We start from the raw sequence: 13,375 nt of genomic DNA, 5'->3' as shown, positions 1-13,375 counted from the left end.
ATTTAAAATTCATTCCCTTCTAATGAAGACTCATTATCTTCTTGATTAGTAATAGTTTGTAAAGCACTTAAAATTTTGAGTTTCAGGGATTCATTATAATCGTCTTCAAATAAAATTGATTGAATTATTTCTTCCAAAAAATCACGGTCGATTATGTTGTCTGCAACGCAAACCGCTATATTTTCCATTTCCCTTATAAATTTCGTGACTATATGGTCGAAGCCATTTAATTCTAAAAAACTAGCCCCAACTCCTATAGAAGTTCTTTTATTTCCATCATGGAAGGCATGTAACTTATTGATTGAAAACACCAAGTGGGTAAGTTTGTTCTCAAATTCTGGGTAATATAGGTCGTCTTTCACCTTTTCTATTACGCTAGCAATATAGCCTATATTTTTTACTCCAGGTAATCCGCCAGAAATTGATATAATTGTATCATGAATGCCGATGACTTGTTCGATAGTCTCAATGTAAATATACATAGTTAGCGATCTTTTAGTCTCTTAAATACGTCCTGATTTTCTTCTAGTCTTTTTGTCAAAGAAGCACTCTGCTCTCCAAGAAATTTATCGAAATCTTCCTCCGAAACTTCCTTGACGTATTCGATCAACCTTTCGTGTAATGCATCACGAAAGGCAAGATCCCTACTCGCCATTTTGCTCCGGGCTTCGCCTATTGAAGCTTCCATCATATCTTCTGCTCTTTCAGCAAAATCATTGAAGAGTTCGTGGGCTTCCGTTAAACTTAATTTTTCGCCTTTTTTATTAAATGCTCTTTCCAATTCTTTTGCAAAGGCATTTTCATAATCTGACACAATTCTTAAGACTTCTGAATAAAACGTTGATCGGACGCTTTCTTTTGATCTTAAGCGTAAAATTTTTTTATATTCACTGGCATTCTCCTTAAATATGCTTTTATATACTTTATCTGTTAATTGAGAATATTTGAAATTGTTTGGGTGAATATAATGATCTATTGCATCAGTGAATTTTTGCCTGTAGTTAAATTCATCCATTGCAGTTATAATGTATTGTTGCTCTCTTTGATTAATGTATTTTGTATGACCATTAGTTTTTTGATATAGGACATCGATTACAATATCTAGAATCATAGATCTAATTTGACGGGCTTTATCAGAGTCATTTAGCAACATGCCTATATTTAAAAATGCTTTAAAATTAAAGATACCTAATGACGGGGATTTGTTAATTTCGTCTTTATTTTTAACATTTTGGGTACCTAAGTATTGAGCCTTGAATATTCGTAACCGCTCGTTAGTTAATACCTCATAGCCATTTTCTGTGATTTCCCCCTCATTATTTTCCAAGATTCTTTCAATTGTTCGTATATCAACTTCATAAAAATCAGAAACTTGTTGTTTTGTGAATCTATACTTTTTTTCAAACATAATTCCTGGATAATCTATTTGTTGATAGATCTCTTTTATGGCGACGTTGTTATTAAGTATATTTCTTCTTTGAATCAGAGATGTTGTTAAGTCGGATATCATGTGAAATCAATATTAGGATATAAAAATACGGTTAAAATATTGGAAAACAAGTTATTGTATCATTTGGTTGGGGGATGTCTCCGACATCTGTGTCGGGGACATCATTGTTTTTTAGTGTAAGATACTAATTGTCAGATGATTAATTGGAGCGTCGTCACACTTCTATTCTTTTCCTAATATTTCTTCAATTGAGCGTTCTTAGGAATGCTAAAATACCCATGTCAGGATGAAAGATAAAAAGCCTATTTCATTGAGATAATGTTGAGCAATTGTTCGACATATGTTTAATTATAAAGCGCTCTAATTGATTAAGTTGCTTCGTTGCATTTTGTGTATTTCATCCAGCTAAAATGATATAGGAACAGTTTGCTGAAATTGAAAAATTAAAAATATCTTTTTGGAGTTTGTTTTTCCTCGTTTTTGGAGCTGTCTTAGCTGAGTCTAATTATTGGGCGCTTACTGTGCAGTACATATAGTCGAAAAGGTTGACTAGGGGACGCTTGCTAATCTATTTCACCTAAATAGCATAGAGCATGTTGTGTCGCGAAATCAATTAAGCATTTTTCTTCTTCACCTTTGGAATACTCTTGTCTTTCAATTCCTTGGCTTGAGATCGCATTTTCTCTAAGGAAATGTTGGACTTGCTTGAGTTTGCTTGAACTGCCAATTGGTCCATCTCCAAAAATGATATTTTGTAGTTCATTTTTAATATTTTTCATTTGTATCTTCCTCAAAGATACGAATTTGTATTCAAACTTGTGCTTGTTAGGATATATCCATTCTTGACCAACAGCTACTGTTCAACGGGTATCGATCGTAAAACATCCTTTGTTAAAGGCTTTGGTAGATAAGAGAGCACCATGGTATTGTCTGCTGCGCGACTCTGGTCTCGTAAATCTACGGAAGAAGTTAACATATGTATGCGCAGGTTGTCCTTGTTTGGAAAATCTTGCATCGCTTCCAGAAATTGCCAGCCATCCATAATGGGCATATTGATATCCAAGAAGACGAGATAGGAATTTTGTTGGTTTTGTTGTATGTAATCCACCGCTTTCTTCCCATTTTCTAAAATAACCACAGTCGCATCTGGATAGACACTAGCAATGATTTTGGTATGTATAAAATTGATGACAGCGTCGTCATCTATGAGTAGTATCTGTTCCATGTTCGTGATGAATAAGGTTTGTTTTAACGGTGATCTGCGCAATCACATCATCTAATTCTTGTGCGGAATCCATAATCAGATCCATAATTTCATCGGGCGATTTTCCGCCACCATCTAATTCCTTTGATAGGTAAATTAGGCTCATGATCCGTGTTAGTGGAGCGCGGATACTGTGAGACTGCAGCCAGGCGATTTCACGGAGTGTGTCATTCTGCTTCTTAATTTGATCCATAGCCTGACGGGAGGCTGTAATGTCTTGTATCGTGCCTTCAATTTTAACAGGATCACCCTTTTCGTCAGTAACTAATAGTACTTCCTGATGCACCCATTTCAGCCTTCCCGACCGGGTAACGATTTTATGCTCAAAGCTCTTGGTCGTTCCGGGCTGGAGATGAACGGAGGGGTCATCTTCCATCAAATAGCGTTCGTTGGGCAATAAAGCTTTTTTTACATTTTCTACGGTGGGAATAAAAGTGTCCGGTGAACAGTCATATATCGTATAAACCTCCTCACTCCATTCGGAGATATCGGAATCTATGGGTCTAAACCAATAACCTAGCTTAGCGATTTTTTGCGCTGTCTTTAACTGTTCATAAGCCGTTTGTAACGCTTGTTCTGCAAGCTTTTGTTTGGTAATATCCTTCCCAACGGCAACGATTGTTTTGGATTCCGCTGCGACAGTAGCGGACCATTGTAACCATTTGACTTCGCCCTGAGCAGTTAAAAACCGGCCTGAAAAACGTTCGGTCAAATGACCGCCTATTAATAAGGATAGCGCTTCGGCTGCACTTGCCCGGTCATCGGGATAAATGAGCTCAAAAATTGCTGTACTATATAGGTATGTATTTTGATAACCCATCAGGTTAGCAAAGGCTTTATTGCATTTTTTGATATAGCCATCAAAACCAACGATACAAAGTGGATCTGAAGAAATATTGAAAACATTGCGATATTCTTCTTCTGTTACTTTTTGTTTAACCAGTGGACCAAGCTTTTCACTGACATGCATCAGTAAATTTATCTTCTCCGAAAGAATTTCTGGTGCGGATGTTGAAAAACAAACAATACAGCCTAGAAACTCATCGCCATACATGATTGGTAGACCAATACCCGTGGAAAGACCCACCAGCTGGGCGGCTTTGGCACGTAGGAACTGCTTGGTTTGGCCTAAATTGTCCCAAACGATCAACTTTTTCTCTTTCCAGGTGCTACCTGCTAACCCTTCTCCTTCCTTACAGGAAGTAAATGCCTGTGTGTGCTGGTAAAATAAATCGAACTTACGCTGCTGCAGCGAGGTCGAGACGAGGTTTAACGTGCTGTGGTCTGGCGCGACCAGCCATATTTCGCTCACACGTATTTTGGGCAGCAGTACAAGCCGCTGAAGGGCTTGATCCAGCGAGGAGGCCAAGGATAAAGACTTCGCAAATGTTGACGTCAGTTCGGTAAAAAGATCATTAACGATTTTCTCTTTTATTTCGGCGGTAACCTCGTGTGTGGTGGCGATAATCCCTTCAATCAGCGGTGTGTTGAGGTGGTTTGACAATTCTGTTTTAAACCAGCGCAGGTCCCCGTTTATATCAGGGAAACGATATGCGTCAATGGACACAGACTGCGACTCTGTCATTTTGCTAAGCTGCCCCATGACGTGGGGAGCATCTTCTTCATAGATGTAATCAAAGGCATTTTTGCCCAGGAATGCTTCGGGTTCAATGCCTAAAACGGTAGTGGAGGTGGGGGCTACATATTTGTATTTGCCTTCGAGGTCGATGATGGCCACAAGATCCCGGCCATTTTCGATCAATGATCTATACCTCTTTTCGCTAAATGATAGCTCCTCATAGGCCGCGTTTAAATTGATCTCTTTCTCGTAGAGTTCTGTTAAATCTGTCGCAGTAACAATTTCCGCTCTCTTGCCGTTGAAATCGATGGTGTTGCCTTTGACCTGTACATACATGATGCGACCATCACGTTTCTGATGTCTAAAAATACTTTTCTTGAACTTCGTACGTCGACTTTTGGTTCTTTCTACGGCTTCCTCCAATTTGGGTACATCCTCTTGCGGACGAATATCTCTGATTGTCATCTGCTTAAACTCTTCCTCGCTATATCCGTATTGATGAATGGCTTCTTTATTTACTGCCAGAAAATGCAATGTATCCAGGTCGTATATCCACATGGGAAGAGGCACAAGGTCAAAAACTGCCCGGTCAAAATCAGATTGTTCGATCGCTACACTTCGCATACAAATTCATGGGTATATATTGACAGTAGATTGTCGAGTTTCTAAATATAACAAAAAAACGGCCACAATTGAATGACATGTCGAAAGTAAATTATCAGCCAAGTTTAGAACGCTTTAGCGGATGTAGTGATAATTGAGAGAAGGCTGGGAGAAGAGCGGTTGGAAGGTGCAGGTATCGAAAGTAAAGAGGCTATCTTGGATAGCCTCTAATTGGAATCTTTATAGGGCTTTTAAGATACCATTAATGGCAGGCCACTGGCTCGGGGTAATCGGCTTTCGCCATTCCTTTCACCAGCTCACCACACTTGCGCATTGACGCTGCGTACGGATTTTCTATTGCCTTGTCGTAACTTAACCAATAGCCTTTTTCCATGGGGCAGTACTGTAGGTAGAGGGCATCATCTGTACATTTCATGGTCTCCATAATGGTAAATAGGGATTGTGTGACTGCAGAAAAAGACGCTTTCATGGCCGTTAGATCTTGTGCGGCTTTGAGGCTGGCAGCATCGGCCTTCATGGTTTGACTTACCTTCTTGAGACGCATCATGTCGTCGAGCTGCAATCCTTTCAGCCGAAAGTTCTGAACTTCTTTTTCCAACTGAACGGCATGTGCTTTGCCGCTGTCAAAGTTTTCATCCTGGATGTCCTTTTTTACCTCCATGTAGTTTTTAAATAATCGGTCACGTTGTGCCTGTGCGACATCTTGTCCGTGGCTTGATTGACAGGAAATCATGAGAAGACTGATCAAGCAGGTGATGTAAATTCCTTTTAGTTTATTTTTCATGTTCTTATTTTCTTTTAAATATGTGATGATCGCTCGAATAAGCTCGGTTTCATCTTTTTTAATCTTTATTAATTTGATTTTGAATGCGTTTTATTTCGAGCAGCATCAGCTCGAGGTGTTGCTTATTTAAAGGATCTTTTTGTTTTGCGACAAGCTGATTAATTTCGGGCACTAGAGCGATCAGGTAATTCCGTACATACAATTGGATATCACTGCGCTGTGCCTGTGAAATGATATCGGATCCCTGTCCAACTTTGGGATTGATGATCTGATTGACTTTTTCGAGAAAGAAGCGTTGTTGTGCACGTTTAAAGACGGCAACCCGGGGATCTCCAGCAGGTAAGGTCCAGATAGCTCCGCCCATATCGTTTAAATATTCGTTGAGGCCATAGGGATTTGTACTGTTGAAGGACTTCATGTACACATTGTAGAGCATGCCTGGACTCATCAACATGTTCAGCATCTGTTCGTGCTGCTCGACGATTTCCTTGTTGGCATCTTTGCCGATCAAATCCTGGACGTCCTGCGGATATAACCATAGGGGTGGGTTGAATACATGGTCATTCACATACTGCATGGCTGCTTTGACTTTCTCTCTCGGAACTGCTGCATAAACGGCTCCCTCCTGGCCGCGTACTTTCTTGGTTATTTGCTGACTACCGATGTTTTTGAGGACATGGTAAAGATAACGGTCAAACTGTGCGCGCACCGATTTGTGCATATCCTTTAGGTTGCTGTAATCATCGCCGGGTTCATTCGTCCATTCGACCAAATTGGAAACCACTCTTTGTAGATTTTTGATTCCATAGTTGCTTGCCAATACGGCATCATCGCCAAGATCTTCCCGTTGTGACCGCGGATCCTCATCGTTCCCTTCACCGCCGAACCATAGCTTGGGGTTGGCGCTGAGGCTGTCTGTTACTTGTTTGCTGAGGTAGAGTTGCTCGTCTTCACCGCTCGTAAATTGTGGGAGGTATTGGTATCCCCATTGGATGGCCCATTTATCGTAGCTGCCGATGCGTGGATAGATGCCTGCCAGGCCAACACCGTCTTCGGGCTGCGCCACATAATTGAAGCGCGCATAATCCATAATGGATACGGTATGCCCATTCTTTTCGACCCACTTTTTGTCGCGCAATTTTTCTACTGGCGTTTGGCTGCTTGCTCCCATATTGTGACGGAGGCCCAAACTGTGCCCTACTTCGTGCGACGACACAAAGCGGATCAGCTGCCCCATCACTTCGTCATCCAACTGCATTTTTTGTGCAGCTTTGTTCAATGGGCCCACTTGCACCATAAACCATTGCTGAACGAGTTTCATGACATTATGATACCAGCCTACATGGGCTTCGATAATCTCGCCACTTCTCGGATCGGATATGCGTGGCCCATAGGCATTCGCCTTTTCGGAAGCAAAATACCGGATCACAGAGAACCGTGCGTCTTCGAGGCTCATGGTGGTATCTCGCTCGGGCCATTCTTTGCCTACAATGGCGTTTTTGAAGCCGGCTTGTTCAAATGCCTTATTCCAATCATTGATACCTGCGATGAGATAGGGACGCCATTTTTTGGGGGTCGCCGGATCGATATAATAGACGATCTGCTGTTGAGGCTCGACCAGTTCGCCTTTTAAATAGCGTTTTAGATCTTTCGCTTTGGGCTCGAGACGGTAGCGCTGTATAAAATTAAAGGCTTTTGAGCGTTGGTCTTTATCGGTGAAGAGGACATACTTGTTGGCAAAATACCCTACGCGGTCATCGTAAATCCTTTTTTTCATTGGTACTTGTGGCAGCAGCACCATGGACGTGTTGGTGGTAAAGGTCAATGAACCTGTTAACATGGCTGCTGGCGTACCTGATGTGGAACTGTAGGTTTTGGTGGTCTTTACTTCCAGATTGATCGGGAATACCTTCATATCGGTAATGAAAGAACGGTCGTCTGCCAGGGAGGATAGTTTATTTTCGCTTTTTATTCTGCTGTCGAAAGAAAGGGCGGCATTGTCTTTTCGGAATAGATCGGTCACCTCCACCAAATAACTGTTGCCACCTTCCTGTAGTCCTTTGATATCCAAAATAGCAAGAATGGGATCTTCCTGGGACTGGATCAATGCGGTACGAATGGCATCATTTTCTGGCGCATCCTGCTTATAAATTGCTGCGCGGAGCTGTATACGGTCGCCCAGGCCTTTTTCGAAGTAAAGTGTCTGCTCATTCAGCTTTTCGCCACCATACATCGGAAATCCCTGTGGTGCCGACACCAGGCGGGTTACGGTAAGGAAATAGCGGTTGAGCAGACTATCGGGTATTTCCAGGTACCACTTCTTTTCTGATTCGATAACATTAAAAACGCCTGAGCGGGAAATTCTTTTTTTATTTAAAATTTTACTGTAGGCCTCATAGAGGTCATTTTTTGTTTTCAGGGTATCTGTTTTAGCCGCTGTTTTCGCATCGGTCTTACTAGCCGTTTTATCGGCTTTCTTTTCCAAGGGTTGCTGCGCTTGGATTATACCGGCAGACAAAAGCAGGGCGAGGGTACTAAAGATAATTTTGTTTTTCATGTGTTTGTTATAGCATCTATTAAAACGGTACGGCTTCGTCTGTATTTAACCGTAAGTTTGGGTTTAACTTCATGGCATCCAATGGAAATGGAATGATGTACATTCTGGAGTTTGGTGCCAGCGTATAGGTCTTTTGCTCGACCGTCTTATTGACAATCGGGAAGACACGGACGAGTGTTTTGGCATATTCTTTTTCGAGATTTAAGCGTTTCAGGTCAAAGAAACGGTGGTACCCGATCGGCAGCTCGCGACGGCGCTCGTTAATAACCAGATCCATCGCTTCCTTGCGTGTCGTCGGAACTGGCAAGATCGCCTTGTCGCCTTCAATGCGGGTTTTACGTAAGCTATTCAATAGGCTGATGGCTTTGGCATATTGATCTTGACGGGCGTAACATTCGGCCAGCATCAGGTAGATTTCCGGTGTTTTTAGTCCCACGGTAGGGAAGAAAAATGCGGTGTATCTGACATTATAGTAACTTGCGCCGGCGCCGATATCCAGGAAGCTGGCATTGGTCTTGGTATAGAATAAACTAAAACGCTTGTCTTCTTTATCGAACATGCTCGTCAGTTCGGGGCTTAACATGTAGCTGTACCCAAAGTTCATTTCGCTGTAGCCATTGATATACATGTAGCTCAATACTTCGGGATTATTTTCGGCGATGATCGGTGTCTTACTTGGTCCGCCTAATTTTTCATACTGTACCAGGTCAATGAGCTGTCCATTTAGCTGCATGGCTTTTTCGGCTGCCGCCTGTGCTTCGGCAATCTCCCTTTTGAAAAGATGCACCTTGGCTTTCAATGCATAAGCAAAGGCCAGCGATGGGTGGTAGGGATTGGTGGGTTTTTCCTGCAGATGGGGTATAGCGTCGTCAATATCCTTTTGAATAAAATCGTATACCTGCTGTACTGTCGACTTGACTGGTTTGGCCTCCAGGTCATATTTATCCATGATGCAGACACCGCCGTCCTGCGCTGCCGTGCTGGCATCGTAGGCCTTGGCGTAGACATTGATGAGGTGGAAATAATCGAAAGCTCGAAACATCTTGGCCTCGGCTTTGGCCAGGGTCTTCAATTGGCTATCGCCTGGGCTTTCATCCACCAGGGAAATAATCATGTTCCACTGTGCAATGTATTTGTAGCACTGGTTGTAAAAGCTCGATGAGTTGAGTTGACTGACCCGGTCTTCCTGTTCCTGAAACAAAAAGTTGATGGTATTGATGTTCGGCGTCAAACCGATGACATTAGATTCTTTAAGGTATTGGTCATCGACCAGGTACTGAAAATTATTGACGGGGTAGCCTCTATTGGGGTAAGCCACCAGATCGTAATAGTCTTGTGTTGTACGCACCAATTGGGAACCTTTTGGTGTAATGTCGAGGTATTTATCGCAGGCGGTAAAGACGACCAAAGTCGCAAAAGCCGCCATTATAGTTTTTAAAGTCATCGTAGATTCGGGTTAAAAAGTGAGTGAAAGTCCCATCAGGAATGATTTGGCCAGCGGCAAAGTGCGTGTACCACTATTGAGCGAATAGGACTCTGGATCGATCTCATTGCCGGCGGCGCTCCATGTCCATAAATTATTGACCTGCGCCGTTAATCTGACGTTTTGCATTCCGGCTTTATGGGCCAATTGCTTAGGTAATTGATAGCCTACGGCTATGTTTCTCAGCTTTACATAATCTGCCGAGACGATTTGCTGATCACTATAGCGCCATAACTTTGATAAGGTGCTCGCGCCACTCCGTAGGTTGTCTGGATAATCGACCATCAATCGGGGATAATCGTTAATGGCTCCTGCTGTCCAGCGGTTCACCAGAACCGCGTTAGTCAGTTTATCGCTTGCGAAGTCAATGGCATCTTTGCGCAATTTATGTCCGCCGGAGAACACAAACATGGCCGAAAGATCAAATGCTTTATAGCGCAGACGCTGATTGATGGATCCTGTATATTTTGGAAACAATGTCCCTAAGTTGACCAATGCATCGGGTGAATTGATATCATTGATCTTCGTAGGGGTGCCATTTTCATCAAAAATAACATTGGAGTCGCCGTTCTGATCCAGAAAATAAGGATAACCATTCACCATGCCGGCATAGCGATAGGCCATAATGGAATTGTAGCTGTTGCCTTCAAAGAAGTAATTGCTAGGTGAGCCAACATAGGATTGCGCGGTAGCGGTCAATCCATTCACTTTCTCGACCTTGTTTTCGTTGAAGGAGAATACCAGTTGGGTGCTTGCTGTGAGATCTTTCTTTTTGAGCCACACGCCATTGATGTTAAACTCGATTCCTTTGTTGCGTAAGGCCCCATTGTTAATAACACGTGAATTGGCTCCGACAGTTGGGTCGAGTATAGCACTGATCAGCAAATCGGAGCTGTAGCGATTATAGGCATCGATAGTGGCAGACAGGCGGTTGTCTAAAATTGAAATATCTACACCGAAGTTGGTCGTTGCTGTTTTCTCCCAGCGCAACATGGGATTGGGCAACGATTTTTGCTCGAGATACTGCAGGTAGGGGAAAAGCTTATCGGATTTCCAGGTGGCGGTACCGTAGCTGGAACTTTCCTGATCCACATTGCCGGTAATACCGTACGTTGCGCGCAGCTTGAGCGAGTTTAACCATGCGCTGTTTTTCATAAAGTCTTCGTTGCTGACATTCCACCCTGCTCCGACAGACCATAATGGGCGGTATTTAAACTTAGGGTCTACGCCAAAGAGATCGGCCTGATCAACGCGGATACTTCCTGTTAGGTTGTATCTGTTGTTATAGGTATAGCCGGCATTGGCATAGAGCGAGGTGTAGCGATGTAAGGTTTCTTTCTGTGCACCGCCATTCAAGTCGCCCAATCGGACATTGCCCCCATAGATATAGCTCGATACACCGGTTTTGCTCAATGTGGCCCAGTCTATGGTGGTGGAGGTCAAGGTGACGGGATTGTACCCCACAAGCAATTGTTGGATAGGACGCGGTGTATGCGACTGACGCATCTCAAAGCCGGCCAGGGCGGTTAGCTGATGCTGGCCATATTGGCCAAAGGTATTATCATAGTTAAATTGATTCCGGAACGTATAGTTGTACCGTTTGGCTTCGAATTGATAGTAACGGCCTCCTGCTGGCAGGTTTTTGGTGTATACTCCCGTCGCCGCATTGTAGCTGACCATTGCATTTGAGGCAACACGCATCATGTAGCTATCTTCGTCGTAGAAGCTTTCACGGGATGTTTGTCCCAGTTCATAGGAAAACTGTGTTTGAAAAGAGAGTCCTTTGTAAATAGTGGCCCGCAAAGCCGTAAATGCGCGAAGATTCAAATTCTTTCTGCTCTCGATGCCTTCGCCTAAGGCTTCAAGCACATTAAAGGCGGTACTTTTTAAATTTGGGTTTGCAGCAATCTGTTCTGCCGTCTCGCCGTTAATGGCCGATCCGGGGCCGACGGAACTTGAAAGGTCAACGTATGGTGCATACACGAGGTTGCCATTTTCATCTTTGATGCGTGTATACCGTGGCTGTAAAAATACATTATTGTAATCACCATCGGTTTCTTTATTGACACCGTAGGTACCGTTCAGTCCCACTGTTGCATTTAACCATTTGGTGACGTTGAAGCTGGATTTCAAATACAGGTTGAATTTCTCATTCTTCTCATGGCGTACTAGACCTTTTCCTTTATCGTAGTTGAATGAAACAAAGGTGTTGCTTTTGGACGAATTCTGTGACATGCTGGCGTTATACCGTTGGCGTGATTCATTCTGCCAGACGTTGTCTGTAAACTCTTTAATATAATCGTTGTTGCGCCAGGTATTGATCGTCGCCTCGCGTTCTTGCTGGCTAATGGCCCCGGTAGATTCTTTACGGAATAGATCGTACAACGGGGAATAATATTTTAAACTTCCACTACCCAACCTTCCATAGTAATTGAACAAAGATTCGGTATTCGCATAGCGCGATCGTTCTTTATTGTACACATCGATTTCATAGTCGATCAGGTCGGAAGTGCTGGCGTAATGCATCTTGGCGATATCCGGTTTTTGCGTGATGAACTGATCGACATTGAAGTTGACGGAAACTCCTTGGCCTTTGCCTCTTTTAGTGGTGACGACAATAACACCATTGGCTGCCCGGGCGCCATAGATGGATGCTGCTGTTGCGTCTTTTAGTACGGTAACGGACTCGACGTCATAGGGGTTGATATCGCTCAGGGTAAGCTCGGTGGGTAAGTCGTCTACAACGATAAGCGGATTGGTGGTGACATCATTGGAATAGGTGCCGATGCCGCGAAGTACGGGACTATCTGCAGCAGAGCGCGTAGGGTTTTTGATATAGGTCAGTCCAGCTACCTGGCCTTCGAGCGCGGAAACTAAGTCGACGTTGATCTGTTTGTTTAACTGATCATTGTTGACCATGGTATACGCTCCAGGGCTACGCTCTTTGCTGATGCGCTGATATCCTGTGATCATAATTTCGTTGAGCATAGACTCTTTTGCGCTCAGCATGACCCGCACGGGCCGCGCAATTTGATCGGGACTGAAACGCATCACTTTTTCTTGAAAAGAGACGTGGCTGAAAGACAATTGGATGTCTGCAGGGTTGGCAACATTCAGTTCAAAATCGCCATCTCCGGAACTCATCGTCTGGCTATTGTCCTGTAGGCTGTGGATTGAAACGCCGGGAATGGTATTGCCCAGGCTATCAATAACCTTTCCGCGCACAGGCTGAGTATTGGTGGATGCCGCTTTCCGATAAAGGATGATACGCTTGTTTTCCAGACGGTAACTGAAGGGCTGATCCTTAAACAAAATGGATAACGCGTCCGCAACGCTCGAGAGTTTGAGGTTGGCACTGATTGGGCGGGCTGATTTTAACAGGTTGCCGTCAAAAACAAATTCGTAGCCGTAGCGGTCCGATAGGCTTGTGATCACTTCTTTGACATCGGCATTTTTAAAATTTAACTGTACTTGTTGTGCATGCAGTTCGTACGGATCAATCATGCTCATCAAGGCAATTCCAGCGACCAAACTCAAGTATTTCCGCAAAAATACCGGTCGCTTTGGGGTTAGGTAGGACATGGTAGAATGTAGGTTAATGTAGTATTTAGTTGTTAAATATGTATTGTTAAAA

9 protein-coding genes are annotated in these 13,375 nt (G+C 43.3%); all 9 read right to left on the bottom strand.

What is annotated here, in order from left to right:
* Positions 1-2 precede the first annotated feature (2 nt).
* The 9 genes from QE382_RS00330 to QE382_RS00290 all read right to left on the bottom strand — a co-directional run bounded on the left by QE382_RS00330 (position 3) and on the right by QE382_RS00290 (position 13,323).
* The gene (locus tag QE382_RS00330) at positions 3-482 is read right to left on the bottom strand and encodes a type II toxin-antitoxin system death-on-curing family toxin (RefSeq protein WP_209579337.1); all 480 of its coding nucleotides are present in this window, start codon (positions 480-482) and stop codon (positions 3-5) included.
* A gap of 2 nt (positions 483-484) precedes the next feature.
* Positions 485-1,510: a hypothetical protein gene (locus QE382_RS00325; RefSeq protein WP_248932873.1), complete on the bottom strand. Its 1,026-nt coding sequence runs from the start codon at positions 1,508-1,510 to the stop codon at positions 485-487.
* Between the two features lie 503 nt (positions 1,511-2,013).
* Positions 2,014-2,229 (bottom strand): hypothetical protein, encoded by a 216-nt coding sequence (locus QE382_RS00320; RefSeq protein WP_307184221.1) that lies wholly within the window; start codon positions 2,227-2,229, stop codon positions 2,014-2,016.
* Between the two features lie 74 nt (positions 2,230-2,303).
* Positions 2,304-2,675 (bottom strand): response regulator, encoded by a 372-nt coding sequence (locus QE382_RS00315; protein ID WP_209579340.1) that lies wholly within the window; start codon positions 2,673-2,675, stop codon positions 2,304-2,306.
* Complete coding sequence (locus tag QE382_RS00310; RefSeq protein ID WP_307184220.1) at positions 2,650-4,917, bottom strand: PAS domain S-box protein; 2,268 nt, start codon at positions 4,915-4,917, stop codon at positions 2,650-2,652. The genes QE382_RS00315 and QE382_RS00310 overlap by 26 nt, the downstream gene beginning before the upstream one ends.
* 241 nt (positions 4,918-5,158) lie before the next feature.
* Positions 5,159-5,701, bottom strand: coding sequence for a DUF3347 domain-containing protein (locus QE382_RS00305; protein WP_307184219.1), 543 nt, complete (start codon positions 5,699-5,701; stop codon positions 5,159-5,161).
* Between the two features lie 58 nt (positions 5,702-5,759).
* A complete protein-coding gene (locus tag QE382_RS00300) occupies positions 5,760-8,258 on the bottom strand; it encodes a zinc-dependent metalloprotease (protein WP_307184218.1) in 2,499 nt (832 codons plus the stop codon).
* Between the two features lie 19 nt (positions 8,259-8,277).
* Positions 8,278-9,702: a RagB/SusD family nutrient uptake outer membrane protein gene (locus QE382_RS00295; protein WP_307184217.1), complete on the bottom strand. Its 1,425-nt coding sequence runs from the start codon at positions 9,700-9,702 to the stop codon at positions 8,278-8,280.
* Between the two features lie 12 nt (positions 9,703-9,714).
* The gene (locus QE382_RS00290) at positions 9,715-13,323 is read right to left on the bottom strand and encodes a SusC/RagA family TonB-linked outer membrane protein (RefSeq protein ID WP_307184216.1); all 3,609 of its coding nucleotides are present in this window, start codon (positions 13,321-13,323) and stop codon (positions 9,715-9,717) included.
* Between the last annotated feature and the right edge of the window lie 52 nt (positions 13,324-13,375).

Origin of the sequence: Sphingobacterium zeae (assembly GCF_030818895.1) — a bacterium.
Classification (GTDB): Bacteria; Bacteroidota; Bacteroidia; order Sphingobacteriales; family Sphingobacteriaceae; genus Sphingobacterium; species Sphingobacterium zeae.
The sequence above is the reverse complement of the archived record's forward strand: the minus strand, read 5'-3'. Positions and strand labels throughout refer to the sequence as shown.